The organism is Aliiroseovarius sp. PrR006, from assembly GCF_010500215.1.
In the GTDB taxonomy this organism is placed as follows: Bacteria; Pseudomonadota; Alphaproteobacteria; order Rhodobacterales; family Rhodobacteraceae; genus Aliiroseovarius.
Genome location: NZ_JAAGOY010000004.1, coordinates 1,123,979 through 1,148,366, shown reverse-complemented (window position 1 = coordinate 1,148,366; position 24,388 = coordinate 1,123,979). Strand labels below are relative to the sequence as shown.

30 protein-coding genes and 1 pseudogene are annotated in these 24,388 nt (G+C 58.1%); 18 read left to right on the top strand and 13 right to left on the bottom strand.

Annotated features, from left to right (window positions below):
- Window positions 1-25 precede the first annotated feature (25 nt).
- Together pyrC and G0Q00_RS05640 are read right to left on the bottom strand one after the other, a co-directional pair.
- Window positions 26-1,069 (bottom strand): dihydroorotase, encoded by a 1,044-nt coding sequence (gene pyrC, locus G0Q00_RS05645; protein ID WP_163037168.1) that lies wholly within the window; start codon window positions 1,067-1,069, stop codon window positions 26-28.
- Between the two features lie 50 nt (window positions 1,070-1,119).
- Window positions 1,120-1,494: a hypothetical protein gene (locus G0Q00_RS05640; RefSeq protein ID WP_163037166.1), complete on the bottom strand. Its 375-nt coding sequence runs from the start codon at window positions 1,492-1,494 to the stop codon at window positions 1,120-1,122.
- Window positions 1,495-1,617: 123 nt separating this feature from the next.
- Between G0Q00_RS05640 and G0Q00_RS05635 the strand changes: the two genes are divergently transcribed.
- From G0Q00_RS05635 to G0Q00_RS15975, 5 genes and pseudogenes are all read left to right on the top strand, one after another.
- Window positions 1,618-2,166, top strand: coding sequence for a YeeE/YedE thiosulfate transporter family protein (locus G0Q00_RS05635; RefSeq protein ID WP_163037164.1), 549 nt, complete (start codon window positions 1,618-1,620; stop codon window positions 2,164-2,166).
- A 3-nt stretch (window positions 2,167-2,169) separates the two neighbouring features.
- On the top strand, window positions 2,170-2,754 hold the full coding sequence (locus G0Q00_RS05630; protein ID WP_163037162.1) for a DUF6691 family protein: 585 nt from the start codon (window positions 2,170-2,172) through the stop codon (window positions 2,752-2,754).
- 105 nt (window positions 2,755-2,859) lie between these two features.
- Window positions 2,860-3,843, top strand: a complete 984-nt coding sequence (locus tag G0Q00_RS05625; protein ID WP_163037160.1) for an XdhC family protein — start codon at window positions 2,860-2,862, stop codon at window positions 3,841-3,843.
- A gap of 127 nt (window positions 3,844-3,970) precedes the next feature.
- Window positions 3,971-4,198, top strand: a pseudogene (locus tag G0Q00_RS15980) (cytochrome c); the annotation flags it as partial.
- 12 nt (window positions 4,199-4,210) lie between these two features.
- Complete coding sequence (locus G0Q00_RS15975) at window positions 4,211-4,381, top strand: hypothetical protein (RefSeq protein WP_370458558.1); 171 nt, start codon at window positions 4,211-4,213, stop codon at window positions 4,379-4,381.
- Window positions 4,382-4,451: 70 nt separating this feature from the next.
- Here the strand turns inward: G0Q00_RS15975 and infC are convergent, their stop codons facing one another.
- Window positions 4,452-4,997: a translation initiation factor IF-3 gene (infC, locus tag G0Q00_RS05615; RefSeq protein ID WP_163038330.1), complete on the bottom strand. Its 546-nt coding sequence runs from the start codon at window positions 4,995-4,997 to the stop codon at window positions 4,452-4,454.
- Window positions 4,998-5,210: 213 nt separating this feature from the next.
- On the opposite strand from infC, the gene G0Q00_RS05610 reads away from it, so the two are divergent.
- Window positions 5,211-5,882 (top strand): hypothetical protein, encoded by a 672-nt coding sequence (locus G0Q00_RS05610; RefSeq protein WP_163037157.1) that lies wholly within the window; start codon window positions 5,211-5,213, stop codon window positions 5,880-5,882.
- Between the two features lie 59 nt (window positions 5,883-5,941).
- Here the strand turns inward: G0Q00_RS05610 and G0Q00_RS05605 are convergent, their stop codons facing one another.
- Both G0Q00_RS05605 and G0Q00_RS05600 read right to left on the bottom strand, forming a co-directional pair.
- Window positions 5,942-6,655: an SOS response-associated peptidase gene (locus tag G0Q00_RS05605; RefSeq protein WP_163037155.1), complete on the bottom strand. Its 714-nt coding sequence runs from the start codon at window positions 6,653-6,655 to the stop codon at window positions 5,942-5,944.
- Between the two features lie 103 nt (window positions 6,656-6,758).
- Entirely contained in the window at window positions 6,759-7,319 is a 561-nt protein-coding gene (locus tag G0Q00_RS05600) for an FMN-dependent NADH-azoreductase (protein WP_163037153.1), read from the bottom strand.
- A 124-nt stretch (window positions 7,320-7,443) separates the two neighbouring features.
- Between G0Q00_RS05600 and G0Q00_RS05595 the strand changes: the two genes are divergently transcribed.
- A complete protein-coding gene (locus G0Q00_RS05595) occupies window positions 7,444-8,337 on the top strand; it encodes a LysR family transcriptional regulator (RefSeq protein ID WP_163037151.1) in 894 nt (297 codons plus the stop codon).
- Here the strand turns inward: G0Q00_RS05595 and G0Q00_RS05590 are convergent.
- Complete coding sequence (locus G0Q00_RS05590; protein ID WP_163037149.1) at window positions 8,334-8,666, bottom strand: helix-turn-helix transcriptional regulator; 333 nt, start codon at window positions 8,664-8,666, stop codon at window positions 8,334-8,336. The genes G0Q00_RS05595 and G0Q00_RS05590 overlap by 4 nt on opposite strands.
- 229 nt (window positions 8,667-8,895) lie before the next feature.
- On the opposite strand from G0Q00_RS05590, the gene G0Q00_RS05585 reads away from it, so the two are divergent.
- From G0Q00_RS05585 to G0Q00_RS05565, 5 genes are all read left to right on the top strand, one after another.
- Entirely contained in the window at window positions 8,896-9,234 is a 339-nt protein-coding gene (locus G0Q00_RS05585; RefSeq protein ID WP_163037147.1) for an AtpZ/AtpI family protein, read from the top strand.
- 40 nt (window positions 9,235-9,274) lie between these two features.
- Window positions 9,275-10,078: a F0F1 ATP synthase subunit A gene (locus tag G0Q00_RS05580; RefSeq protein WP_163038329.1), complete on the top strand. Its 804-nt coding sequence runs from the start codon at window positions 9,275-9,277 to the stop codon at window positions 10,076-10,078.
- A 60-nt stretch (window positions 10,079-10,138) separates the two neighbouring features.
- The gene (locus tag G0Q00_RS05575) at window positions 10,139-10,375 is read left to right on the top strand and encodes a F0F1 ATP synthase subunit C (RefSeq protein WP_055188564.1); all 237 of its coding nucleotides are present in this window, start codon (window positions 10,139-10,141) and stop codon (window positions 10,373-10,375) included.
- 76 nt (window positions 10,376-10,451) lie between these two features.
- Window positions 10,452-10,991 (top strand): F0F1 ATP synthase subunit B', encoded by a 540-nt coding sequence (locus G0Q00_RS05570; protein WP_163037145.1) that lies wholly within the window; start codon window positions 10,452-10,454, stop codon window positions 10,989-10,991.
- 4 nt (window positions 10,992-10,995) lie between these two features.
- The gene (locus G0Q00_RS05565) at window positions 10,996-11,556 is read left to right on the top strand and encodes a F0F1 ATP synthase subunit B (RefSeq protein ID WP_163037143.1); all 561 of its coding nucleotides are present in this window, start codon (window positions 10,996-10,998) and stop codon (window positions 11,554-11,556) included.
- Window positions 11,557-11,623: 67 nt separating this feature from the next.
- Here the strand turns inward: G0Q00_RS05565 and G0Q00_RS05560 are convergent, their stop codons facing one another.
- The 3 genes from G0Q00_RS05560 to G0Q00_RS05550 form a co-directional block, all read right to left on the bottom strand.
- Window positions 11,624-12,379 (bottom strand): FadR/GntR family transcriptional regulator, encoded by a 756-nt coding sequence (locus G0Q00_RS05560; protein ID WP_163037141.1) that lies wholly within the window; start codon window positions 12,377-12,379, stop codon window positions 11,624-11,626.
- A 128-nt stretch (window positions 12,380-12,507) separates the two neighbouring features.
- Complete coding sequence (locus tag G0Q00_RS05555) at window positions 12,508-13,170, bottom strand: OmpA family protein (RefSeq protein ID WP_163037140.1); 663 nt, start codon at window positions 13,168-13,170, stop codon at window positions 12,508-12,510.
- Window positions 13,171-13,271: 101 nt separating this feature from the next.
- Window positions 13,272-14,132, bottom strand: coding sequence for a bifunctional helix-turn-helix domain-containing protein/methylated-DNA--[protein]-cysteine S-methyltransferase (locus tag G0Q00_RS05550; RefSeq protein WP_163037138.1), 861 nt, complete (start codon window positions 14,130-14,132; stop codon window positions 13,272-13,274).
- A gap of 116 nt (window positions 14,133-14,248) precedes the next feature.
- Between G0Q00_RS05550 and nth the strand changes: the two genes are divergently transcribed.
- Together nth and G0Q00_RS05540 are read left to right on the top strand one after the other, a co-directional pair.
- A complete protein-coding gene (gene nth, locus G0Q00_RS05545) occupies window positions 14,249-14,893 on the top strand; it encodes an endonuclease III (RefSeq protein ID WP_163037136.1) in 645 nt (214 codons plus the stop codon).
- On the top strand, window positions 14,890-15,891 hold the full coding sequence (locus G0Q00_RS05540) for an adenosine kinase (protein ID WP_163037135.1): 1,002 nt from the start codon (window positions 14,890-14,892) through the stop codon (window positions 15,889-15,891). Before nth ends, G0Q00_RS05540 begins: the two co-directional genes overlap by 4 nt.
- A gap of 427 nt (window positions 15,892-16,318) precedes the next feature.
- Here the strand turns inward: G0Q00_RS05540 and G0Q00_RS05535 are convergent, their stop codons facing one another.
- From G0Q00_RS05535 to G0Q00_RS05525, 3 genes are all read right to left on the bottom strand, one after another.
- Window positions 16,319-16,735 (bottom strand): OsmC family protein, encoded by a 417-nt coding sequence (locus tag G0Q00_RS05535; protein ID WP_163037133.1) that lies wholly within the window; start codon window positions 16,733-16,735, stop codon window positions 16,319-16,321.
- A gap of 280 nt (window positions 16,736-17,015) precedes the next feature.
- Window positions 17,016-17,588: an outer membrane protein gene (locus G0Q00_RS05530; protein WP_163037131.1), complete on the bottom strand. Its 573-nt coding sequence runs from the start codon at window positions 17,586-17,588 to the stop codon at window positions 17,016-17,018.
- A 286-nt stretch (window positions 17,589-17,874) separates the two neighbouring features.
- On the bottom strand, window positions 17,875-18,693 hold the full coding sequence (locus G0Q00_RS05525; RefSeq protein ID WP_163037129.1) for a sulfotransferase family protein: 819 nt from the start codon (window positions 18,691-18,693) through the stop codon (window positions 17,875-17,877).
- A 149-nt stretch (window positions 18,694-18,842) separates the two neighbouring features.
- Here G0Q00_RS05525 and G0Q00_RS05520 point away from each other — a divergent pair, with 149 nt between their 5' ends.
- The 4 genes from G0Q00_RS05520 (at window position 18,843) to polA (ending at window position 23,951) form a co-directional block, all read left to right on the top strand.
- Window positions 18,843-20,420, top strand: coding sequence for a DUF5928 domain-containing protein (locus tag G0Q00_RS05520; protein WP_163037127.1), 1,578 nt, complete (start codon window positions 18,843-18,845; stop codon window positions 20,418-20,420).
- A 3-nt stretch (window positions 20,421-20,423) separates the two neighbouring features.
- Window positions 20,424-20,807: a histidine triad nucleotide-binding protein gene (locus tag G0Q00_RS05515; protein ID WP_163037126.1), complete on the top strand. Its 384-nt coding sequence runs from the start codon at window positions 20,424-20,426 to the stop codon at window positions 20,805-20,807.
- 69 nt (window positions 20,808-20,876) lie between these two features.
- On the top strand, window positions 20,877-21,065 hold the full coding sequence (locus tag G0Q00_RS05510) for a zinc-finger domain-containing protein (RefSeq protein WP_163037124.1): 189 nt from the start codon (window positions 20,877-20,879) through the stop codon (window positions 21,063-21,065).
- A gap of 93 nt (window positions 21,066-21,158) precedes the next feature.
- Window positions 21,159-23,951, top strand: a complete 2,793-nt coding sequence (gene polA / locus G0Q00_RS05505) for a DNA polymerase I (protein WP_163037122.1) — start codon at window positions 21,159-21,161, stop codon at window positions 23,949-23,951.
- 12 nt (window positions 23,952-23,963) lie between these two features.
- Here the strand turns inward: polA and G0Q00_RS05500 are convergent, their stop codons facing one another.
- A complete protein-coding gene (locus G0Q00_RS05500) occupies window positions 23,964-24,362 on the bottom strand; it encodes a helix-turn-helix domain-containing protein (RefSeq protein ID WP_163037120.1) in 399 nt (132 codons plus the stop codon).
- Window positions 24,363-24,388: the final 26 nt, after the last annotated feature.

Here is a 24,388-nt window from a genome sequence, read left to right as displayed (position 1 = left end):
GGGCAGCGGTCCTCGTTAAGGTGGGTCAGGCGTCGACGCGCCAGTGCAGCGGGAAGCCGGGGTCAAAAGTGGTGACGGTGTGGTCGCCAGCGGGCAATGTTGCGGGATAGGTGACGGGTTCGTCGACCTTAGTAAGCGTGATGGTGTCTTCGTTCACCGGCAGGCCATAGAAGGCGGGGCCGTGCAGCGAGGTGAAGCCTTCCAGCTTGTCCAGTGCACCTTCGGCTTCGAACGCGTGGGCCAAGATCGACAGGGCGTTGGGCGCGGTGAAGCAGCCGGCCGAGCAGCATTCGCTTTCCTTGGCGTGGGTCGGGTGCGGTGCGCTGTCGGTGCCAAGGAAAAAGCGTTGATCGCCAGACGTGGCTGCTGCAATCAGCGCCTCACGGTGTTCGCTGCGCTTCAGGATCGGCAGGCAGTAATAATGTGGACGCATGCCACCGACCAGCATGTCGTTGCGGTCAAGGATCAGGTGCTGGACGGTGATGGTTGCGCCCAAATTGGTCTCGTTCGCTTTGACGTAGTCGGCGCCGTCCTTGGTAGTGATGTGCTCCATCACCACGCGCAGATCGGGCGTGGCGCGGCGGATCGGATCCAGCACGCGGTCGATGAACACGGCTTCGCGGTCGAAGATGTCGATGTCACGGTCGGTGACTTCGCCGTGGACACAGAGGGGGCAGCCGATCTCGGCCATTTTCTCTAACACCGGGCGTACCTTGTCAAAGTTCTGCACGCCGCTGGAGGAATTCGTCGTGGCCCCGGCAGGATACAGTTTCACCGAGGTGATCAGGCCTGATGCGTGCGCAGCAGCCAGATCTTCCGGATCCGTGTCCTCGGTCAGGTACAGTGTCATCAGGGGATCGAACGACATGCCGTCGGGTAGGGCGGCCAAAATGCGCTCGCGATAGGCGGCTGCATCGGTCTTGGTCACCACCGGCGGAACAAGGTTCGGCATGATGATGGCGCGGGCAAAGTGGCGCGCGGTTTCGGGCAGGACGGTCTTTAGCATCTCGCCATCGCGCAGATGCAGGTGCCAGTCGTCGGGGCGGCGGATCGTAAGTGTCTGGGTCATCGGGGCATGGCATAGCGCAGCCCTGCCGGTATGGTCCAGAGGAAAGCGTGTCACAGGGGCAAGGATTGCCCCGTGAGTGCCTGATTGGGCTTCTCGATTATCGAGATCAATGTGCGCAGTTCGCTGCGAGAGAATCTGGGATTGGTCCGAATGGATTGCGGCAGCTTTGACGGATCAAACACCCGCTTTTTATGCGCGATCACAGAGACATCATGTGCAGCGCCGCCGCAATCCTGTTCCTGCGCGTCCTCGCGAAAGAAGCGGCGCAACTCGCCTTCACGTTGGCGCAGGTGTTTCAGCTCGGCCCGGATCTGAGCGAGTTCGTCGGTGGGGTGAAGGGGCATGTCTTGCGCTGTGCCACACGGGTGGCTGGCCTGCGGCAGGACGAGGGGCGTTCCGGTCAGGGGGGTGCGAATCTGTTTCATGAACCCAGCATGGGGTCCGTTTGGTTAAAGCCGGTTTAACCGCGTTTCGATGCGCCGTGACTTGACATTCATATCGTTTACAATGATACATATTCGTATAAATGAATGCGAAGGAGGTGTCCCATGACGCTGAACTGGAAAATCGGAGGGGTGGCGCTGGGCCTTGTGTTCTTCCTTGCTGTCCTCTTGGTCAAACCCATCGGGGTATCGACGCAATTCGTGATCCTTGATGGGATCGTTGCGGATGTCGTGAACCCGGAACTGGTGACAAAAACCGACGATGGCTATACGTCCACCAACGCCTATCTGGCGAAATCCGGCGGCAAATACGCCAAGTCGGTCGCGAATCCGCTGAACTATAGCTTCATCTTCGTGATCGCGATGATGGTCGGCGCGTTCCTGTCAGCCATGATGCGCGGCGGCAATGGCGCGGACGAAAACAAGCTGCCCGCAATCCACTATGCCAATTTCGGAGACACGCCGATCAAGCGCTACGCCATCGCCTTTGTCGGCGGTTTCGTCGTGCTCTATGGCGCACGTCTGGCGGGGGGCTGTACCTCGGGCCATATGATGTCGGGCATGATGCAGACCGCTCTGTCGGGCTACATCTTTGCTGCGGGCGCTTTTGCGGCGGCGGTGCCTGTCGCCATGATGATGTATAAGAAAGGATAAGCCATGCAGATTGTACTTGCTCTTGTTATCGGTGCGCTTTTTGGCTTCGTCCTTGATCGCATCGGCGCCACTAACCCCACGGTCCTGATCCGCATGCTGAGCCTGCGCTCTCTGGGCCTGATGAAAGCCATCCTGTTGGCGATCGGAGTCGGCTCGATCCTGATGTTTGGCGGCCAGATGGCGGGCCTTGTTGATGTGGGTCACATGTCGGTCAAAACCGCTTATGTAGGCGTATTTGTGGGTGGCCTGCTGTTGGGCGCGGGCTGGGCGCTGTCGGGCTTCTGCCCCGGCACGGGCGTCTGCGCGGCGGCGACGGGTCGCAAGGATGCGCTGTTTTTTATCCTTGGCGGCCTGCTGGGCGCGGCGGCCTACATGATTACCTACCCGACGGTGAAAGCGACCGGCATGCTTGACGCCATCGCTGGCGGCAAGGTGACGCTGGGCACCGTACCGGGCGCCAAATATGATGGCCTGATGGCTCTGCCGGGTGACGTGCTGGGCATCGTTCTTGGCCTGATCTTTGTCGCCGTAGCTTTTGCGGTTCCGGAAGCGCCGCGCGGCGAAGCTGTTCCGGCCCCTGCCGAGTAAACCGACCGGCACAATCTAGCGAAACGGGCCGCCTTGTGCGGCCCTTTCTCTTGCGTGGGGCGCGGGGAATGCCCACATTCGCTCGAAGCGAAATATGAGGTTGCCGTGACTCACCCCCTATCCTCCTTCGACCGCATTCCCGAATTGGCGCTGGACTGGATTGCCCAAGGCCGACAGGTGGCCATCGCCACGGTCGTGTCCACATGGGGCAGTGCACCGCGCCCGACCGGCAGCCAGATGCTGATCGCTGACAGCGGCGCGATCGAAGGCTCGGTCTCGGGGGGGTGTGTCGAGGGCGCGGTGGTGATTGAGGCGCAAGAGGCGTTGCGCACTGGCCTGCCAGTTCTGCTGGAGTTTGGGGTGTCCGGCGACGATGCGTTCTCGGCGGGGTTGGCCTGCGGGGGCGAGATCAAGGTGTTGGTCGAACCGGTGGGTGAGGGGCATGGTGCAGGCCACGGTCTGCCGATTGCGATGCTGGAAGAGCTGGTGGCCGCCCGATCGACACGCACGCGCATCGTCTATGAGGTGACGCTAGACGGCTGGGCGCGCTGCTTGCGAGCGCCCGGCGACACCGAGGCCGAGATCGGCATTCATAGCGGGCTCTATATCCATCCTCACGAGCCGCCTCTGCGTCTGATCATTGCCGGGGCTGTCCACGTTGCACAGGCGTTGATCCCCATGGCGCAGATCGTCGGGTTCGACATCGTACTGATCGACCCGCGCGGCGCGTTTGCGACGCAGGACCGCTTTCCAGATGTGACCATATATGAAGACTATCCCGATGATGTCCTGCCCCAGATCGGCGTCGATCATCGTACGGCTATTGTGACGCTGGCTCATGATCCCAAGATTGACGATCCTGCGCTTGAGGCCGGGTTTGCCTCGGACGCGTTCTATATCGGCGCGCTTGGATCACGCCGTACACAAGGGCAGCGGCTGGAACGCCTGTCCGCGCGCGGCTACGGCCCAGAAGACCTGCGGCGAATCCACGGCCCGGTCGGGCTGGATATCGGTGCCTTGGGGCCAGCGGAAATTGCGGTCTCGATCATGGCCGAGCTTGTGGCGCGGCATCGTCGACCGCTTAGCTGAAGGCGCAGGTACCCTGACTTGTCCTGAATCAAGGTGCACGCGTTAAGCTGTGCTAAAGTCTATACGGGTGAAGAAAGCCCATGAACCGCTGAATCCAGCGTCGCGCGAACGATGAGGAGGACGGATCATGTTGAAGTATTTACCAAAACTCGCCGCGACGATCACTTTTGCGAGCGGGTTGTTAGCACAGTCCGCATTCGCTGACGCGCCAGGAGAAGAGCAATTCCGAAGCTACTGCGCATCTTGCCATGGCGTGCAGGCGGACGGGAACGGCCCCTTGGGCGATGTGCTCAGTATGAGTGTCCCTGATCTGACAACCATTGCCCAAAGAAACGACGGACAGTTTCCCTTCTTAAAGGTGGTCCATATGGTTGATGGTCGCTCTGGTGTGATGGCGCACGGATCGGACATGCCAGTATGGGGCGATCAGTTCTCGGCGGATGCCGGAAGCGGGTTGGAACGCGATCTCAGCGCTGTTTACGAGGTGCGTGGGCGCATCCTGTCGCTTGTCTACTATCTGGAGAGCATCCAGAAATAGGCAGTGATTGGGCCGCAACAAAAAACGCCCTGCGAAAGCAGGGCGTTTTCAAAAGTAGTGTCTGATGGGATTATTTCGGCAGCGGGCCGATCATCATGACCATCTGGCGGCCTTCCATCTTGGGCATGTTTTCCACCTTGCCCAGTTCCTTGATGTCTTCTGCCACGCGCAGCAGCAGCTCGCGGCCAAGGTTCTGGTGGGCCATCTCACGGCCACGGAAGCGCAGGGTCACTTTAACCTTGTCGCCCTTTTCCAGGAACTTCACCACATTGCGCATCTTGACGTCATAGTCATGGGTGTCGGTGTTCGGGCGGAACTTGACCTCTTTGACCTCGATCGTCTTTTGCTTTTTGCGTGCTTCAGATTCGCGCTTCTGCTGTTCATATTTGAACTTGCCGAAGTCCATGATCTTGCAGACAGGGGGATTGGCGTTGGGCGAGATCTCGACCATATCCAGACCCGCTTCTTGCGCCAATGCAAGGCCGCGCGCCGGGGGAACTACCCCAACGTTCTCGCCGTCGGCGCCAATCAGGCGGATTTCCGGGGCCCGGATGCGTTCGTTGATGCGGGGGCCGGTGTCGCGCGTCGGGGGCGCGTTATGAGGTCTGCGGGCTATGGTGCCATTCCTTCTGTCGTTTCGCTAAACTATGGAGGCGAAAGGTAAAGGCGCGCCGCGCTGCTTTCAACCCGATAGTTTGGCTTTTCTAAGCGTTTTGACGCCGAAACCAAGAAACTCCCCTTGCGCCTTCAGCGCGAAGCACGCACATCGCGTGGCGAGGACAAGGCCGACCCATCGGTCTTGTGTGGATAACGAATTGAGGATGTCGACATGAACAAATCCATTATCGCAGTTTTGGTTGTGATTGCTGCCGGCTTTGGCGGCTACAAGTGGTACGAAGGTAATCAGGCTAAGATCGCTGCCGAAGAAGCTGCGGCTGTTGCGGCTGCTGAAGCCAAAGCTGCCGAAGAAGCCGCCGCTGCCGAAGCGGCTGCCAAAGCTGAAGCTGAGGCCAAAGCCGCCGAGGAAGCCGCCGCCGCCGAGGCCGCCGCTGAAGCAGCAGCGGCTGCCGCCGAAGCTGCCGCTGCTGCGGCCACCGAAGCTGCAACCACCGCCGTTAAAGGTGCGATGGAAGCTGTTGGCGACGCGGTGACGGGCATTGTTGGTGAAAGCGATGCAGTGACCGAGGCGCTGGGCGCTGCGACCGAAGCCGCGACCGAAGCCGTAACTGGCGCCGTGGAAGATGCCGCCGCAACCGTGACTGGTGAAACTGCCGAAGCCGTAGCTGAAGAAGCTCCCGCAGCAGTGGCCGACGACACAATGGCGGCAGAGCTGCTGACCCCCGAAGGGTTTGACGCTGCCAAGGTCGGCGCTCTGATCGACGCTTCGTCGCTGGATGACGCCACCAAGACGGCCCTGAAAGCGGCAGCTGATGCGGCTGCCAGTAATCCAGTTCTGCTTCAGGCCGCTCTGGATCAGATCAAAGCAGCGCTTGGCATGTAAGCTTAGGCTTCACAGATAATCCCAGAGCCGCGCAGAGCGATCTGCGCGGCTTTTTTGTATCAGTCCCTGAAATCGAAACTGCCGGTGCCGACGGGTTCGATCAGCCGCGGGCCGTCATCTTTCATTCCGAATTTTGCGACTTGGTGGGTTTGGAAACGTCCCGTCCAATGGGTGCCGAATGCCGCGCGGATCTCCTCGTCTGGGGCAGAATGATCCATCCACTGCGCCGCCTCGTCTGCTGATAGCAGAACAGGCATGCGTGGGTGCAGGTCGTGGATCTCGGGCAGGGCTGGGCGCGTCAGGATGGTGCAGGTCTCGCACCCATCAGCCAAGGTGCTACGCAACCCGGCAAACAGCGTTAGCGGATCGTTTTGCTGCAAAGAGATGTAGTTGGGCTGGCGATCCGATTTCGGACCGCTCCATTCATAATATCCCAAAGCGGGGATCACACAGCGGGCATGGTACCAAGCTTCGCGAAAGGTCGGCTTTTCGTGCGCGGTTTCGATCTTGGCATTGAAAGTGGTGGCTTTCCACTCTTCCGCAGGACCTTTGAACCAATGCGGCACCAACCACCAGCGCGCGGTCGAGGCGATCAGGTTTCCCCCCTGTGGGAACAGGATGTTTACCTGTTGGGTAGGCTTCACATTATATCCGGTCGCGGCCGGGGGTGCGTCGCTGGCTATCACGACCGAGCGACTAGGGTAGATGAACCCTTCGATAATGGCCGCCATCTGGGCCTGCGTCATCTCGCCTGCGATCAGTCTTCCACACATATAGAAAGCTTGCCTGCAATTGCGCAGGCTGTCCATGCGGTGCGGCGCAGGCAAAAACGGGACCGAAGACGGCCCCGTTTCATGTCTTGTTATATGCGAGGCCTTAGGCGGCGAGCGCCTGAATGGCTTGTTCGGCCTCGGCTAGGCCTGCTTCGCCAGCCGCACCCACGAAGGACACGTCTGTCAGGCCCAGAAACCCGAAAACATGGGTCAGGAAAGGCGAGGCGAATTCGTATGGCGCACCAACCGGTGTGCCACCCGAAGCACTGACCACGATCACGCGTTTGTCTTCCAGCAGGCCAACCGGGCCGGTCTCAGTATACTGGAAGGTCACGCCGACGCGGGCCAGTTGGTCGATCCAGGCTTTCAGGGTCGAGGGGACTGAGAAGTTGTAGACCGGCATCGAAATCACGATCAGGTCGGCGGCCTGAACTTCGGCCACGATTTCGTCCGACAGGGCAAGGGCGGCGTTATCTGCGTCGCTGCGCGCTTCGGGCGGGGTGAAGGTCGCGCGGGTGAAGTCAGCGTCGATATGCGGGATGCCCTCGCCCAGATTGCGGGTGGTGACGGTGGCGTCCGCATAATGGGCCAGAACGTCATCTGCCAGCTTGCGCGAAAGCGAGGTGTCGGTGCGGGTCGAGCTGTCGATACGAAGGATATGCATTGGATGTCTCCGAGTGTGTTTGTGTCTGTTGAGGGGAATGTGTGATCTTGCATTTCCAAACGCAATCTGGGTAAATCAACAGAATATGTGTGAAAATGCACATATCGGAAAACAAGGGGATCGCATGGACCATTGGGACGAAATTCGCACGGCCTTTCATGTGGCACGCGCTGGCACCGTCAGCGGGGCGGCGGACAGCCTGGGCATCCACCATGCCACGGTGATCCGGCATGTAGATTCGCTCGAGGCGCGGATGGGTGTGAAATTGTTCCAGCGCCATGCGCGGGGATATACCCCAACCGAGGCCGGGGTAGATCTGGCACGCATCGCTTCGACCACCGAAGAGCAGTTTGCACAGTTGGGAACACGGCTGAAAGGGCAGGGCGAGGATGTCTCGGGCGACGTTGTTGTCACGGCGCTTGCCTCATTCTCCCCGCGACTGACCCCGGTTCTGGCGGCGTTCCAGCACGCGCACCCGAATACCTCGATCCGTTTGCGTACCGGGTTGCGTCTGTTCCGGCTGGAATATGGTGAAGCTCATGTGGCGATCCGCGCAGGCCAAGCCCCGCAAGAGCCCGACAACGTGGCGCAGCGGTTTCTGCACATGGACCTCTCGCTCTATGTGTCGCCGGAATATGTAGAGCGTTATGGGATGCCGACCGAGGATACGTTGGACAAGCACAGGTTTATCGGAGGGGATGACATACATTCACGTGCACCCTTTGCGCGTTGGATGGCAAAAAGCATCCCAGAGGAAAATGTCACTTTCCGTGTAACTGATGATGTGTCGATGCAGCAGGCATTGCTGTCAGGCGCGGGTGTCGGATTCGCGGTGCGCGGTGAACACCCAGAGCTGATCGAGATCATGCCGCCACAGCCAGAATGGCGGTCAGAGTTCTGGCTGGTGACGCATGTTGATCTGCATCGCACGGCGAAAGTTCAGGCCGTGCTGACATGGCTTAAAGAGGCTGCCAAGAATTGGGCGGCGACAGATCCTGCGGTCAGCTTGCCGGATTAAATACTGTCATCGCGCAGCTCTTCTTCCAAGAACCGCTCAAACGCATCCAGATTGACCGGCTCGAACTGCCCAAACCCCTGCATCCAGACGGATGCCTCACGCAGCGCGCCGGGATCCAGCTTGCACCATTTCACCCGACCGCGCTTTTCCTGCGCGATCAAACCCGCACGCGACAGGATCGTCAGGTGTTTCGAGATCGCAGCCAGCGACATCTCGAACGGTTCGGCCACATCAGTGACCGCCATGTCATCTTCCAGAAGCATGGTCAGAATGGCACGGCGTGTCGGGTCGGACAGGGCGGCGAAGACAAGATCAAGGCGGGTTTCCATGTCTATGGGCCTAGGGTGCACGCAATCAATCGTCAACCAATCGGTTAAATAAACGCAATTGGCCGGAATCTGGGGTATGAGGGTGCCGCTGGGGCTGCGCTGAATTTACGTTGATATTAAAGTGTAATAATATCAGCATCTTAAAGTCTCACGTGTTGGCGCTAAACGTCGTTGACTCATTGCCCCCTACCCCTTAGCACATGCCCTAACTGTCACCGGAGGAATATTCGTGCCCGACACCCCCGATCCCGAGCGCTTAAAAGAGCTCGACGCCCGCATCCAAGCGGCGAAAGGGGAAGAGGACGAAAAGAAAACCGGAGACGAGGCCTATAACCAAGCATCGTTCGCTTGGCAGATGGTCATAGAGCTTACAGTCGGTCTGGTGATCGGCTTTGGCATCGGATACGGGCTGGACAGTCTTTTTGGGACCAAGCCGATATTCATGGTGCTGTTCATATTGTTGGGCTTCGCGGCAGGCATGAAGGTCATGCTGGGAACTGCGGCCCAGATGCAGAAGAAAGCAGAGGATGCGTCGAAGGCGCAGGCTTCTGACAAGAAAGAGGGATAGGAACGTGGCTGAACAAGGCGCAAAACAGGGTGCAGGCCCGATCATCAAGATTGCATTCTTTGCCGTTCTGGCAGTGGTTCTGCTGTCGGGCGTGCTGTTCTCGCCTGCACATCCTGGCCTGGCCATCCACCCGATGGATCAGTTCGAAATCAAACCGCTGTTTGGTGACGGCAAACTGGGCATGTTCACGGTGACCAACCAGACCTTGTGGATGGTTCTGGCAATCATCGGTATCGTGCTGATGCTGGTTGTTGGCTCGAGCGGCCGCGCAATCGTGCCGAACCGCAGCCAGTCGGTTGCCGAAATGGCATACGGCTTTGTCTATAAGATGGTTGAGGACGTGGCCGGTAACGACGCTGTGAAATACTTCCCCGGCATCATGACCTTGTTCATGTTCATCTTGTTCGCCAACTTCCTGGGTCTGATCCCGACCTCGTTCACCGCCACCAGCCACATCGCTGTGACCGCTGTTCTGGCCATGATCGTGTTCGTCTTCGTAACCGTGCTGGGCTTCGTCAAGAACGGCGCTGGCTTCCTGGGTCTGTTCTGGGTCTCGTCCGCTCCGCTGGCGCTGCGCCCGATCCTGGCGGTTATCGAACTGATTTCGTACTTCGTGCGCCCCGTCAGCCACTCCATTCGTTTGGCTGGTAACGTGATGGCTGGCCACGCGGTTATCAAAGTATTCGCCGGCTTCGCTGCTGCCCTGGGCATGTTCAGCTTCCTGCCGATTCTGGCCATCTCGGCCGTCTACGCACTGGAAGTGCTCGTAGCCTTCATCCAGGCCTACGTGTTCACCATCCTGACCTGCGTATACCTGAAAGACGCTCTGCATCCGTCGCACTAAGACGGTTGCAGCCCGCTAACCAATCCTAATTCAAGCATTCCAACGTAAGGAGAAATCACAATGGAAGGCAATATCGCTCAAATGGGTCAATTCATCGGTGCAGGTCTGGCAGCTATCGGTTCGGGTGCCGCCGCTATCGGTGTAGGCCACGTTGCTGGTAACTTCCTGGCCGGTGCTCTGCGCAACCCGTCGGCAGCTGCCGCTCAGACCGCGACCCTGTTCATCGGTATCGCATTTGCAGAAGCCCTGGGCATCTTCTCGTTCCTGGTCGCTCTGCTGCTGATGTTTGCTGTCTAAGACCTGAACCATCCTTACGCCGGGGCGAGGCGTCAGCGTTTCGCCCCAAGTAACTCGGTTCCAGAGGACTTAAGACATGGCAAGTAACACACAAAGCACAGAAGCAGCACACGGTGGCGCAGAAGCCGCTGGCATGCCGCAACTGGACTTCTCGACCTTCGGGAACCAGATTTTCTGGCTCGTGGTAACGCTGGTCGTGATCTACTTCGTCCTGACCAAGATTGCTCTGCCCCGTATCGAGGCTGTGCTGTCTGAACGTCAGGGCACGATCACCAACGATCTGGCTGCTGCCGAAGAGCTGAAGCAGAAGGCTGTCGAAGCCGAAGAAGCTTACAACAAGGCCCTGGCTGACGCCCGTGCAGAAGCAAACAAGATTGTTGCTGAAGCGCGCGCTGATATTCAGGCGGATCTGGATGCAGCTGCTGCCAAGGCAGATGCTGAGATCTCGGCCAAAGCTGCCGAAAGCGAAGCCGCGATCGCTGAGATCCGCGCCGGAGCTGTCGACAGCGTCAAAGCCGTCTCCAAGGATGCCGCTAAGGAAATCCTGGGTTCGATGGGCTATAAGGCGGATGCCAAGTCGGTAACTGCGGCTGTGACCGCACGGATGAAAGGGTAAACTGATGAAAAAACTCGCAGTTCTCCCCTTCGCTCTGGCGGCAAGCCCGGCATTTGCCGCTGGCGACGCTGGCTGGACCGATCTGTCCAACACCAACATGGTTGTCACCCTGGCTTTCCTGTTGTTCGTGACCTTCCTTGGTTACATGGGCGTGCACAAAATGTTGGGCGGTCAGCTCGACAAACGTGCCGAGGGCATCAAGTCGGAACTCGACGAAGCCCGTGCCCTGCGCGAAGAAGCCCAGACCGTTCTGGCCTCTTACGAGCGCAAGCAAAAGGAAGTGGCTGAACAGGCCGAGCGCATCGTTGCGCACGCCAAGGAAGAAGCAGCTAACGCTGCGGCTCAGGCCAAAGAAGATCTGAAAGCTTCGATCGCACGCCGTCTGGCTGCTGCCGAAGACCAGATCGCATCGGCTGAAGCGGCTGCCGTAAAAGAAGTGCGCGACAGCGCAGTTCAGGTTGCCGTAGGTGCTGCCCGCGACATGATCGCCAAACAGATGACCGCAACCGACGGCAACAAGCTGATCGAAGAGGCCATCAAGGACGTGGAAGCCAAGCTGCACTAAGCAGACTTTTTTCAACGACTTTCGAGAGACCCGGCCCTTTGGCCGGGTTTTTCATTTTAGCGGCAGCCTAGCGCTGCATCTCGTAATCCAGCCGTTGCTGCGCGACTTCTTCGTTGCGTTCGGTGCGCCGCAGGTCAGTATAGGCTTGAACGACATAGTCCATATGCGCTTCGATTGCGGTGCGTGCGCCCTTGGGATCACGGCTTTGCAGGGCATCGTTGATGGCACGGTGCTGTTCCAACAGGTCCATCCGCGTGTTGGTAATCTGGACGACCACTTGCCGGTTATAGAGGATGCCCTGTTTCAGCAGGTCGTACATGGCGCGCATCATGTGGACCATCAGAACGTTGTGGCTGGCCTCGATGATGGCCATGTGGAAATCACTGTCCAGATCGGCGCCTTGCCCTTCTGGCGCTTTCTCCATCTTCAGGAAGATCTCATTTATGACGGCCAGATCGGTATCAGATCCGAACTGTGCCGCGCGTTCGGCGGCCAGCCCCTCCATATCGCGACGGAAGGTGATGTAGTCATAAACGGCTTCATCATGCCGAGAGAAGAGATTGGTCAGGGCAGGGGGGAAAGAGCTGTCCAGATCTTCCGAGATGAAAATCCCGGCCCCAGCCCGGCGCGCCAGCAACCCCGAGGTTTCAAGCACGGCCAGAGCATCGCGCAGGGATGGCCGCGACACGCCAAGACGGTCCGCCAGATCCCGTTCCGACGGCAGGCGTTCGCCGGGGCGCAATACGCCGCGGAGAATCAGAAGCTCGATTTGTTCGACCACGGAATTTGACAGCTTGCTAGCGGCGATTTTCTGAAAGGGCATGAAGGTCTCGTCCGGGTCTCTTGTCAATTGGTCAGATTATATGACCACATCACGGCGTGGGCCTCAAACAAAAAAGCCGGGCACAAGGCCCGGCTTTTCGCGTCGTACTGACGACACTGGTGCGAAACTTACGCTTGTGTGGGTCGGATGACGATTTCGACCCGACGGTTTTGTTGGCGGCCATAGGCATCCAAATTCGATGCAATAGGCTGGTCTTCACCATAGCCGATGGTCTGAATGCGCCAGCTGGGCACGCCATTTGCTGATAGCACCGACGCCACAGCCGCAGCGCGGTTGCGCGACAGCGACAGGTTGTAATCCGCGCTGCCCACGTTGTCGGTATGGCCCCGCACCTCGACGACCGAGTTCGGATACTGCATCAGGTTGCGGGACAGTGCCGCCAAGTCACCGCGCAGGCCCTGGCTGATCTGGGTGCTGTTGGTTGCAAACAGGATGTCTTGCGGCATTGTCACGATCAGCTCGCTGCCGGTGTTGACGATTTTCACGTCGTCATTGTCGATGGCCTGACGCAGATCACCGGCTTGCTTGTCCAGCTGCTGTCCAATTGCGCCACCAATCATGCCGCCAATGACGGCGCCCACGGCAGCCTTGCCCAGCTTGCCGTCACCCTTGCGGGTCGCGCCAAACAGGCCACCTGCGATTGCACCAATCGCGGCGCCGTTCTGGGTGCGCGGGCCCATATTGGCGGTGGGGCTCGTGGGGGAAGTACAGGCGCTGGTGGCAAGTCCGGCGATCAGGCCGAACGAGAGAATCATATGTCTTGGTTGCATACTGCGGTCCTCGGTTGGTTTTCTTGTTCTCCATACAGAAAAGGGCCCTGATATCGAATAACAAGGCCCTGTTATGGGGAAACTCGGCGGAAAACAGACGCTTACCCTGTGCGTTCTTGTTCCAGTTCTGCACTTTCCCATGCCAGTAAGGCGCGTTTGACCGGAAGGCCCCAGTGATAGCCCCCCAACGCCCCGGATTTCCGAAGGGCACGGTGGCAGGGGATCAGCCAGCTGACGGGGTTGCGCCCGACCGCGGTACCCACGGCGCGCACGGCGCGGGGCTGGCCAATCTTCTCAGCGATCTGCCCATAGGTGGTCACGTGGCCCGAGGGGATCGACAGCAGCGCCTCCCATACCTTGATCTGCAAAGGCGAGCCGATCAGGTGCAGCGGCGTCTTCCCATCCGCACCCGGTTCGGTGTCATAGGCCGCCAGAACCCAAGGTCGCAGGAACATTGGATCTTCGACGAAGGTGGCATTGGGCCAGCGCGAGATCAGGTCCTCGAAGGTCTCGGCAACTCCCGTTTCATCTGCAAAGCCGATGCCGCAGATCCCGCGTTCAGTGCCCATCACCAAAGACGCCCCGAACGGGCTGTCGAACCAGCCCCAGTAAATCGTCAGACCCGCGCCCTTCTTGGCGTATTCGCCGGGGCTCATCGCCTCCCACCGTAGGAAAAGGTCATGCAGGCGTCCCTGACCCGATAGGCCGACCGACTGCGCCGTTTCCAAGGTCGAGAACCGCTCGGCCAGCAATGTTTTGGCATGGCCCAGCGTCAGAAACTGCTGATAGCGTTTGGGCGAGACGCCAACCCAGCGTGAAAACACGCGCTGAAAATGTGCGGGCGACATGTCCATTTTCGCGGCCAACCTGTCCAGTGACAGCGTCTCGCCGCCTGCCGCGTCGATCTCGTTAATCGCGCGGCGGATCACGTTGTAATGATAGCTGTCTTCGGTCGGTGTCATCTCTGGCCTCATGCATCTATACAACGAGCTTGCCTTTTCTGCCCCAGCAAGGCGACCCGGAAATTGCGCATTGAACGTGGCTCGCGTAAGACGATCTGCGGAAATGGATGGACGCGATGGCAAAACAACTCGGATATCATCAGATCCGCGAGATCTTTGAGCGCTTCAAGGAACAGGAAGCCGAGCCCAAGGGCGAGCTGGAACATGTGAATGTCTACACGCTGGTCGTGGCGGTGGCCTTGTCGGCGCAGGCAACGGATGCGGGCGTGAACAAGGCCACGCGGGAGCTGTTCAAAGTGGCAGACACGCCGCAGAAGATGCTCGACCTCGGGCTTGAGGGGCTGACCGAGCACATCAAGACCATCGGGCTTTTCCGCCAGAAGGCCAAGAACGTGATGAAGCTGAGCCAGATCCTGGTGGACGAGTATGGGGGCGAGGTGCCGAACTCGCGCGCAGCCCTTCAGTCGCTTCCGGGTGTGGGGCGCAAGACCGCAAATGTCGTCCTGAACATGTGGTGGGGCGTGCCTGCACAGGCCGTGGACACACATATCTTCCGCGTCGGCAACCGGACGGGCATTTGCCCCGGTAAAAATGTGGATGTGGTTGAACGTGCCATCGAGGACAACATCCCCGCCGACTTTCAACACCATGCGCATCACTGGCTGATTCTGCATGGGCGCTATACCTGCAAGGCCCGCAAGCCAATGTGCGGAAACTGCATCATTCGGGACCTCTGTCCCTTCGAGGAAAAGAACTTATGACGAAAAAGTACAAGGTTGTCGGGATCGGCAACGCGGTTGTGGATGTCATCACCACCGCTGATGACAGCTTTCTGGAACTTATGGGCATCGAGAAGGGCATCATGCAGCTGGTCGAGAAAGACCGGGCCGAGGTGCTGTATGCCGCGATGCGGGAGCGCAAGCAGGCGGCGGGTGGATCGGTTGCGAACACCATCGCCGGGATCGGCAATCTGGGATTGACCACTGGTTTTGTTGGTCGTGTTCACGACGATGCGCTTGGCCACTTCTACGCCGACGCGATGGAGATGGACGGCACGCGCTTTGTGAACGCGCCGGTGCCGGGGGGGGAGCTGCCGACCTCGCGCTCGATGATCTTCGTGTCACCCGATGGTGAACGCTCGATGAACACCTATCTGGGCATCTCGGCTGAGCTTGGCCCGGATGACGTGGACCCGGACGTTGCAGCGGACGCCGAGATCGTGTTCCTTGAGGGTTACCTGTTCGACAAGGACAAAGGGAAAGAAGCGTTCATCGCCATGGCCCGCGCCTGTCGTGCCGCAGGCGGTAAGGCGGGGATCGCGATTTCCGACCCGTTCTGCGTCGAACGTCACCGCACCGACTTCCTAATGCTGATCGAGCACGAGCTGGATTATGTGATCGGGAACGAGGAAGAGCTGAAGTCGCTGTTCCAGACTGATGATCTGGAAGTGGCAATGGCGAGAACCGCCGAGATCTGCCCGCTGGTCGCCTGTACACGCTCGGGCGACGGGGTGTCGATCCTTGCAGGCGGCGAACGCGTTGACGTACCGGTCGAGCGGATCACTCCGGTCGACGCGACGGGGGCCGGTGACGGCTTCGCGGCAGGCTTCCTTTATGGTTTGGCTACCGGCGCGGATCTGCGTGTCTGCGGTGAAATGGGCTGCACCGTGGCCGGCGAAGTAATCCGCCACATGGGGCCGCGGGCCGATCGCAACTTGCCTGCGCTGTTCCGCGAAAAAGGGCTGATCCAAGCCCCGTAATGAAAAAGCCCGGATCCTGCGATCTGGGCTTTCTTTAAGTCGTCGAACGTGTCGAGAATCCTCGACCCGTTCGACCAGATTTGATCAGAAATTTGAGGTTTCTCTACTGAAAAAGCCGCCTAGATTAGGCGGCTGATTTTTCATTGTTATTTCTCGCTATGGGCGATATCCCTGCCTGCACTAGAGGAGTATCACCATTGAAAGCAATTCACTTTACCCTTATCGCGGCACCATTGTTGGCAACTGCTTGCACAGGCCCAATTAACAGTGAGACAACAGCCGATATGCCTACCGGCTTTCTGTGCCGCATCCTTGATAGCTCTGAGTACATTTCAACGCCATCGGAGCAGCGAGCCATTTATGCTGAGCTAGAAAGACGTGGCGAGGAATGCATTGACAGCACTCGCAAGGTGATCGTTCAGGGCAGTTAATCGGTGTCCACGACCTCGAAATCGTGGGTGACGTTCGCCAAGGCGGCCATCATCGCCGAGGCCGAACAGTACTTGTCCACCGACAGTGAAATTGCGCGCTCTACCTTGTCCGCGCTGACCCCGCGCCCTTTGACGATGAAATGCAGGTGGATCTTGGTGAAGACCTTGGGGTCGGTTTCGGCCCGCTCGGCATCGACTTCTACATCGACATCCTCAATGCGCTGGCGCTGTTTTTGCAGGATCGACACAACGTCGTAGGCTGAACAGCCCGCGGTTCCGATCAAGAGCAGCTCCATCGGGCTGGGGCCGGGGGTTCCCGCGCCGTCATGGCCCGTGCCCAGAACAATGTTATGGCCCGTGCCAGAGGTGCCAATAAAGGTGCGGGCCTCGGCCCATTTTACGCGCGCTTTCATGATTTGCCCTATCAACATTTGGTTTCGGGTATTTATGGAGCGGGTTGGCCCGAGATTGAAGGGGTCTTAACGCAAGCGCCGAAAGATTCATTGAGCCTAATATGCGTCAGGGGGAGCAAAGGTCGTGATTTTGAGGAAGGACCGCATGGGATTGTACTTCAGCGAAAAGTGAAGAAGCTTAAAAACTGTCCATGCGATTTTCGAGCGAGGCCAGTTGTTAGACTGAGGGCGATGCCAAGTGAAAGAGAACTACCTGCCATCGCCTTTTTCAAAGTGTGGGCTAGAACTTATAGCCTATCCGCAAATCGATTGTGGTCCAGTTGTGTTCGGTGTCGACCGTACCGCCATGGAGGGGGCCGCTGACGTCCCAAAATGTCACTGCAGCGCCACCGAAAATCTTGTCGGTGAACATGTGGTCGATTCCCACACCATACGCGACGCCGGTAAGATTGTAGGTTGGGTCCGGAACCATATAGCCGGTTCGAGCGAACCCTACATGGGCATAAGCCAAGGAATTGCCAAAGGCATAGCCGGCACGACCGGAAACTCGAAGTGCGTTGTCGATACCTTCATCAGGATAGGTTGCGAAACGGAAATCATTCTTCGTGAATGCGATCTCGCCACCATAAACCAAAGAGCCAGACTGGAAGTTAACTCCGGCAAAACCACCGTAGCTTGAGCCGGTATCATAGTCGCCAGTATTGAATGGCACCGTGTCGCCGGTGAAAAAATGCTCCCAAGAACCATTGTTGTTCACACCAGCCTGAATACCCGCATATGGACCTGACCAGTCTTGTGCAGCCGCTGCTCCAGCGGTCAATGCGATCAAAGACGAATAAAGAATAGCTTTCATTGTATCACTCCCTTCCCCATTGGTGGAAAAAATCAGTCTTTCCACCAGATTAATTCCAGAAAAACAATGCTCTAGATGATGTTTTACTAAATACCTAAAACTCAACGTAGTGAATGCAATCGGCTTTGTCCAAAGTTAACTAAGGGTAAACGTGGCTTGTTTGAGTTTTGCAACAGTGTTTGAGGCTTTTTGGGGCTCGCGTCGGTTGTGAGAGCCGCGGTGATCTCGAAGCTTGGCGAGCATCCAGATTGGATTCTAAAATTGGAAATTGGCCCAGAACTCGTATTTACTCGCCCAGTTTGGCGTGGACTTCGTCCAGATCAATCTCGCCGATGGGCATTTTGTTCCCGGGATTTTCGAAGTCGTACTTAAACAACGCGAAGTCCTTCTTGAAGATCTCATAGACAAGATGCATCGACAGATCGTCGAAATAATCCTCGACGGGATGGGCGCGCTTGGGGCCGTGCCCTTCGCTTTCGTTGAAACGCGGGATATCGACCAGATCGACCGCATGCGGGGTCTCGATCGCGTCCAGAACGGATTGCATGCCGTCGTTGAATTTCTCGGTCCAGAAAATGTTGTCGTAGCGCCCGCCGTTGACAATGAAGGTCGAGACGTGGCCCGACATGGCGGACCAGTGAATGTCCGGGTCCATTGGTTTGCGCCAGCGGATGGTGTCGCGGGCAAACAGTAGGAAACGGCGGAAGCTTTGGATCTGGTCAAACTCGAACCCGGTGTCTGGGTCTCCGACCTCGATCCCGTATTTCTGGATCAGAAGTGGCACCAGATTGCCGCGATAGCGCTTTCCATTGCGTTGGATGCCACAGATCTTGTCAAAGAAGCTGGACAGGATCCGCGTGTAGGGGTTGCGCACACAGGTAAAAGCATAACTCTGGTGATTGCGCACATTCGCTTCGATCTTTGGCTGCGAATAGTCTTGTGCCCATTTGTGCATCCGGTCTTTGCTGTCGTGAATATCGCCGTCAAAGAATTCGCCATGATCGGAATAGAACAAGATTTGTCCGATGGTCGAACAGGCGCATTTGGGGACCACGCGATACACTACACTTTCGCTTTCGGTCATCCAGGTGCCGGGAAACCCCATAAAATACCTCGTCTTCTAAATACTTGGTTCGCGCTGTAGTTTTGTTTGTGAACAGAATGATGAAAAAAGTAAAGAATCTCTGTTTTTCTGACAGATGTTCACGCTATTTAAGTCAGATCATAGTGTGTTCCAAAGGCTTATAACGTTACATGGCTCAAATCGCCTTCATTTTGCTGTGCCACAAGGATCCCGATGCCATCATTTCGCAAGCGCGCCAATTGACGGCGGCGGGCGACTATATGGCGATCCATTTTGATGCGCGTGCAAACCCGGAGGATTTTCAACGTATTCAGGATGCGCTGAAGGACAACCCCAATGTCACCTTCGCCAAGAAGCGGATCAAATGTGGCTGGGGAGAGTGGTCCTTGGTGCAGGCGTCTCTGAATGCTGTCGAAGCCGCATTAGAGGCTTTCCCGCGCGCCACGCATTTCTACATGTTGTCGGGTGATTGCATGGCGATCAAATCGGCGGAATATGCGCATGAGCTTCTGGACCGCGAGGATGTCGACTATATCGAGAGTTTTGATTTCTTCGAAAGCGATTGGATCAAGACTGGCATGAAGGAAGAGCGGCTGATCTATCGCCACTTCCTGAACGAACGCAAACACAAGAAACTGTTCTACACCTCGTTCCAGTTGCAAAAGAAGTTGGGTCTGACACGCGAAGTTCCCGCCGATATTCAAGTGATGATTGGCAGCCAATGGTGGTGTCTGCGTCGCCGCACCGTCGAATGGGTGATGAAGTTCTGCCAGGAACGCAAAGACGTGATGCGCTTCTTCCGCACCACATGGATCCCGGACGAGACCTTCTTTCAGACCATCGTGCGCCATCTGGTGCCGGACAGCGAGATTCGCTCCAGTACGCTGACCTTCCTGATGTTCACCGATTATGGGATGCCGGTGACCTTCTATAACGACCACTATGACTTGTTGCTGAGCCAGAATTTCCTGTTTGCCCGCAAAATCAGCCCCGAGGCAGCCGAGCTGAAGCAGCGTTTGGGGGATCTCTATGCAGCGAAGGGGGTCGAGTTCCAGATCTCGAACGAAGGGCGCAGCCTGTTTCGTTTCCTGACCAGTCGGGGCCGAAACGGCGTGCGGTTTGCCCCACGCTTCTGGGAGGCTGAGGCCAGTCTGGGCCGCGAGCGCGAGCTTCTGATTGTCGTAGCCAAGAAATGGCATGTGGCCAAACGTCTGGTCCACAAGATCAAAGAGGTCACGGGGATCGAGACCATCGAATACCTGTTCGACGAAGCCAGCTGCCCCATGCCCGATCTGGGTGGCATTCAGACACAGATGGGCAAGCGTGCGCGCCACCGTCGGGCGCTGATGCGGATGCTGTTCGAGTACTACAATACTGATCGCATGGTCGTCTGCTTGGATCCGAAGAATATGGAGATGTTCCAGGATTTCTTCGCGGACCGCTGCACGACACGGCTTTTGGAAATCGAAAGCGTCTTCACGGACGACTATCTTGCCGGTCATGCCATCCGTATCGGGCTTGCGGGCGAGAACACTTCCAAAGCTTCAATTGACCGGCTTTTGCCCACGATCCGCGCGGATGTGATGGGAGAAAGTGACAAAATCCGGGACGCAGGCTTCCAGAACTACTACCGTATTAGCGAGCTGCGCGACGTGCCGGAAAACGCGCTCGCGATCTCGCAATTCTTGTCGATCCAGCCCGAAGTGGCGCTTCAGATCGCCCAGACCAATCACCTGTTTGAGGACTGACCAATGCCCTACAGCTATGACGACCAGAACATCTTCGCAAAGATCCTGCGTGGCGAGATCCCGAATGACACCGTGTACGAGGACGAGTACGCGCTGGCGTTCAAGGACATCATGCCAAAAGCTCCGCACCATGTGCTGGTGATTCCCAAAGGTCCATATGTGACCTTCGATCACTTGGCCGCTGAGGGTTCGGATGCAGAAATCGTAGGTTTCACCCGCGCCGTGGGCAAAGTCTGCGCGCTTTTGGGGGTCGAGCCGGGCAATGCGGGCGACGGATATCGCATGATTTCCAACGCGGGCGAGCATGGCGTACAAGAGGTTCCGCATCTGCATGTCCACATTCTGGCAGGCCGCCCCATCGGGCGCATGGTATCGCGCGCGGATTGACGGTTCGCCCTTGCGGCACCACCCGCGCGGGGCGTAAATAGACCAACACAAATGACAGAGGTGTCTCACATGACCCAACCGGCTCCTGAAACCAAGATTGTTGACAGCTACAAGGTCTCTTGCGACGGCGGCGAGGGCGCGCTGGGCCATCCGCGCGTCTATCTGCAGATCCCGAACGAGCATGGCTGGGTGGAATGCCCCTATTGCGATTGCAAGTTTGTTCACAAGGATCATGCGGGCGACGACAAAGCCGCCTGATCTTCACCGGGCTGTACCAAATCCGGGCCGCGGGCTGGTGCCTCGCGGCCTTTTGCGTCTTAACTGGTCACATGCGTATCAGGGGGAAATCCAATGAGCTTTGGAAAAGGCTGTCATCTGCATCTGGTCGACGGATCGGCCTTTATCTTTCGGGCCTATCACGCGCTGCCTCCGCTGACGCGTAAATCCGACGGGTTGCCCATCGGCGCGGTCGCCGGATTTTGCAACATGCTGTTCAAGTTCGTCGAGGACAACGCAGGCGCCGATGCACCCACTCATGTGGCTGTAATCTTTGACCATTCTGGCAAGACTTTCCGCAGTGACATCTATCCCGAGTACAAGGCGAACCGCCCCCCGGCACCCGAAGACCTGCGCCCGCAATTCCCGCTAACCCGCGACGCCACCCGCGCCTTCAACATCGCCTGTATCGAGGTCGAGGGGTTTGAGGCCGACGACATCATCGCCACCCTTGCCCGCCAAGCGGACGAGGCAGGCGGTCGCGTGACCATCCTGTCGTCGGACAAAGACCTGATGCAGCTTGTGGGCGGCGGTGTCGAAATGCTCGACCCGATGAAGAACAAGCGCATTGGCGTTGAAGGCGTGGAAGAGAAATTTGGCGTCGGCCCCAACCGCGTCGTCGATGTGCAGGCGCTGGCTGGTGACAGCGTCGATAACGTCCCCGGCGCGCCCGGTATCGGCATCAAGACCGCAGCCCTTCTGATCAACGAATACGGAGACCTCGACACGCTTCTGGAGCGCGCCGAGGAAATCAAGCAGCCCAAGCGCCGCCAGACATTGATTGAGAAAGCCGACCAGATCCGTATCAGCCGCGAGCTGGTAAAGCTGGACGACCAGATGGATCTGGACGTGACGTTCGAGGATATGGAGCTGAAAGATCCCGAACCCGAAACGCTGTTGAACTTCTTGGCCGAAATGGAGTTCCGCACGCTGACCAATCGCGTGGCTGGCAAGCTGGGGATGGACGCCCCCGAGATTGCGCAGCCTGACGGGGGTGATGCGCCTGCGCCCATCGAAATGCCCGCCATCGACCCCGAGAAATACGAGTGGGTCAAAGACATGGACGCGCTGTCGGCGTGGATCGACCGAGCCTATGCCCGTGGCTATGTGGCCTTCGACACAGAAACTACCGGCCTGAACGAAATGCTGGTCGATCTGGTCGGGATTTCGTTGGCGGTTGAGGCTGGCGAGGCCTGCTATATCCCACTCACCCACAAGACCAGTCAGGCGGATGACCTGTTTGGTGGTTCTGAGCTGGCCGAGGGGCAATTGCCATTGGAGCAGGTCCTCGCAGCGCTGAAACCGATGCTCGAGGATCCGGCGATCCTGAAAATCGGCCAGAACATGAAATACGACGCCAAGATCTTGGCGCGCTACGGAGTCAATGTCGCCCCGATCGACGATACAATGCTGATGTCCTACGCCCAGAATGCGGGCTTGCATGGACACGGCATGGACAAACTGTCGGAAGTGTATCTGTCGCACACGCCCATCTCGATCAAGTCGTTGCTGGGCACAGGGAAATCCGCGATCACCTTTGATCGGGTTCCGCTTGAAGACGCGGTGAAATACGCAGCCGAGGATGCGGATATCACGCTGCGCCTCTGGCAGATCCTGAAGCCGCGCCTGCACAGCAACCACGTCACTCGCGTCTATGAGCGCCTCGAACGCCCGCTGGTTCCGGTGCTGGCGCAAATGGAAATGACCGGCATCAGGGTCGACCGCGAAGTGCTGTCGCGCATGTCCAACGCCTTCGCCCAGAAAATGGCGGGATATGAGGCCGAGCTGCACGAGATCGCAGGGCGTGACTTCAACGTCCAATCCCCCGCCCAAGTGGGTGAAATCCTGTTTGGCGAGATGGAGCTGCCCGGCGGTAAGAAGACCAAAACCGGCCAGTGGTCCACGCCCGCAGACGTGCTGGAAGACCTCGCCGCCGAACATCCCTTCGCCGCGCGGGTCCTGGACTATCGCCAGCTGCAAAAGCTGAAATCGACATATACCGACGCATTGCAGGATCACATCCACCCGGAAACGGGCCGCGTGCATACGTCTTACCTGCAGTCCGGGGCGAACACAGGTCGCATGGCGTCCAGTGATCCGAACCTGCAAAACATCCCCGTGCGCTCGGAAGAAGGCCGCCGCATCCGCGAGGCCTTTGTTGCCCCCGAAGGCACCAAGCTGATCAGCCTCGACTATAGCCAGATCGAACTGCGCATTCTGGCCCATATGGCCGGGATCGACGCGCTAAAACAGGCCTTCCGCGATGGTCATGACATTCACGCCATGACGGCGTCCGAGATGTTCGATGTACCACTGGACGAGATGACGCCGGACATCCGCCGTCAGGCCAAGGCGATCAACTTCGGTGTGATTTACGGCATCTCGGGCTTCGGGCTAGCCCGCAACCTGCGCATTCCACGCAGCGAAGCGCAGGGCTTCATCGACCGTTATTTCGAGCGTTTCCCGGGAATTCGCACATACATGGACACCACGATTGAGTTCGCCAAAGAACACAAGCGCGTCGAAACCTTGTTTGGTCGCCGGATCCACACACCCGAAATCGGCGCGAAAGGTCCGCAGGCGGGCTTTGCCAAACGTGCTGCAATTAACGCGCCTATTCAGGGCACCGCGGCTGACATCATCCGTCGCGCGATGATCCGTATGCCGGATGCCATCGCGAAATTGCCCGCGAAAATGCTGCTACAAGTCCACGACGAACTGATCTTCGAAGTCGAGGAAAACGCCGTAGATGAGGTCATCGAAACCGTGCGTCACGTGATGGAAGGCGCGGCAGAGCCCGCGATCAAACTGGACGTGCCATTGGTGGTGGACGCAGGCATTGGCATGAACTGGGCCGAGGCGCACTAAGCGCCCCGACGCTCAGTGCCCGCTTGCACATTGGGAATGATCGCCAAAGGCGGACAGCACCGAACATTCGTCCTTGCCGTCGCAGCTGTCTTTGATCCGTACCAACTCAGCCTCGAGCCGTTTTAGCCGGGCGATCCGGTCACGCACTTCGCCCAGATGTTCGGCGGCGATCCGGTGGCTTTCGGCGTGGTTGCTGGGCGCGATGGTCAGAAGGTGGCGGATCATATCAATCGAAAGCCCCAGATCGCGGGCGTGCCGAATGAAGTGAAGCCGCTCTAAGCCGTCCTGTGAAAACCGACGTTGGTTTCCTTCGGTGCGCTCTTCCGCAGCGATCAACCCCATCTGCTCGTAATAGCGAATGGTTGGCACTTTCACCCCGGTGCGGGTGGAAATCTGACCGATGGAAAACATGTGCTTTTCCTCTTGAACCTCTAGGG

Excerpts from the sequence above, each read along its gene's own strand:
- G0Q00_RS05560 (WP_163037141.1), bottom strand. The coding sequence starts at position 12,379 with ATGCCCTTTCAGAAAATCGCCGCTAGCAAGCTGTCAAATTCCGTGGTC.
- G0Q00_RS05640 (WP_163037166.1), bottom strand. The coding sequence starts at position 1,494 with ATGAAACAGATTCGCACCCCCCTGACCGGAACGCCCCTCGTCCTGCCG.
- G0Q00_RS05540 (WP_163037135.1), top strand. The coding sequence starts at position 14,890 with ATGACGAAAAAGTACAAGGTTGTCGGGATCGGCAACGCGGTTGTGGAT.
- nth (WP_163037136.1), top strand. The coding sequence starts at position 14,249 with ATGGCAAAACAACTCGGATATCATCAGATCCGCGAGATCTTTGAGCGC.
- pyrC (WP_163037168.1), bottom strand. The coding sequence starts at position 1,069 with ATGACCCAGACACTTACGATCCGCCGCCCCGACGACTGGCACCTGCAT.
- G0Q00_RS05635 (WP_163037164.1), top strand. The coding sequence starts at position 1,618 with ATGACGCTGAACTGGAAAATCGGAGGGGTGGCGCTGGGCCTTGTGTTC.
- G0Q00_RS05570 (WP_163037145.1), top strand. The coding sequence starts at position 10,452 with ATGGCAAGTAACACACAAAGCACAGAAGCAGCACACGGTGGCGCAGAA.
- G0Q00_RS05510 (WP_163037124.1), top strand. The coding sequence starts at position 20,877 with ATGACCCAACCGGCTCCTGAAACCAAGATTGTTGACAGCTACAAGGTC.
- G0Q00_RS05520 (WP_163037127.1), top strand. The coding sequence starts at position 18,843 with ATGGCTCAAATCGCCTTCATTTTGCTGTGCCACAAGGATCCCGATGCC.
- G0Q00_RS05575 (WP_055188564.1), top strand. The coding sequence starts at position 10,139 with ATGGAAGGCAATATCGCTCAAATGGGTCAATTCATCGGTGCAGGTCTG.
- G0Q00_RS05630 (WP_163037162.1), top strand. The coding sequence starts at position 2,170 with ATGCAGATTGTACTTGCTCTTGTTATCGGTGCGCTTTTTGGCTTCGTC.
- G0Q00_RS05515 (WP_163037126.1), top strand. The coding sequence starts at position 20,424 with ATGCCCTACAGCTATGACGACCAGAACATCTTCGCAAAGATCCTGCGT.
- G0Q00_RS05595 (WP_163037151.1), top strand. The coding sequence starts at position 7,444 with ATGGACCATTGGGACGAAATTCGCACGGCCTTTCATGTGGCACGCGCT.
- G0Q00_RS05600 (WP_163037153.1), bottom strand. The coding sequence starts at position 7,319 with ATGCATATCCTTCGTATCGACAGCTCGACCCGCACCGACACCTCGCTT.
- G0Q00_RS05525 (WP_163037129.1), bottom strand. The coding sequence starts at position 18,693 with ATGGGGTTTCCCGGCACCTGGATGACCGAAAGCGAAAGTGTAGTGTAT.
- polA (WP_163037122.1), top strand. The coding sequence starts at position 21,159 with ATGAGCTTTGGAAAAGGCTGTCATCTGCATCTGGTCGACGGATCGGCC.
- G0Q00_RS15975 (WP_370458558.1), top strand. The coding sequence starts at position 4,211 with ATGGTTGATGGTCGCTCTGGTGTGATGGCGCACGGATCGGACATGCCA.
- G0Q00_RS05590 (WP_163037149.1), bottom strand. The coding sequence starts at position 8,666 with ATGGAAACCCGCCTTGATCTTGTCTTCGCCGCCCTGTCCGACCCGACA.
- G0Q00_RS05565 (WP_163037143.1), top strand. The coding sequence starts at position 10,996 with ATGAAAAAACTCGCAGTTCTCCCCTTCGCTCTGGCGGCAAGCCCGGCA.
- G0Q00_RS05555 (WP_163037140.1), bottom strand. The coding sequence starts at position 13,170 with ATGCAACCAAGACATATGATTCTCTCGTTCGGCCTGATCGCCGGACTT.
- G0Q00_RS05500 (WP_163037120.1), bottom strand. The coding sequence starts at position 24,362 with ATGTTTTCCATCGGTCAGATTTCCACCCGCACCGGGGTGAAAGTGCCA.
- G0Q00_RS05610 (WP_163037157.1), top strand. The coding sequence starts at position 5,211 with ATGAACAAATCCATTATCGCAGTTTTGGTTGTGATTGCTGCCGGCTTT.
- G0Q00_RS05550 (WP_163037138.1), bottom strand. The coding sequence starts at position 14,132 with ATGACACCGACCGAAGACAGCTATCATTACAACGTGATCCGCCGCGCG.
- G0Q00_RS05605 (WP_163037155.1), bottom strand. The coding sequence starts at position 6,655 with ATGTGTGGAAGACTGATCGCAGGCGAGATGACGCAGGCCCAGATGGCG.
- G0Q00_RS05530 (WP_163037131.1), bottom strand. The coding sequence starts at position 17,588 with ATGAAAGCTATTCTTTATTCGTCTTTGATCGCATTGACCGCTGGAGCA.
- G0Q00_RS05535 (WP_163037133.1), bottom strand. The coding sequence starts at position 16,735 with ATGAAAGCGCGCGTAAAATGGGCCGAGGCCCGCACCTTTATTGGCACC.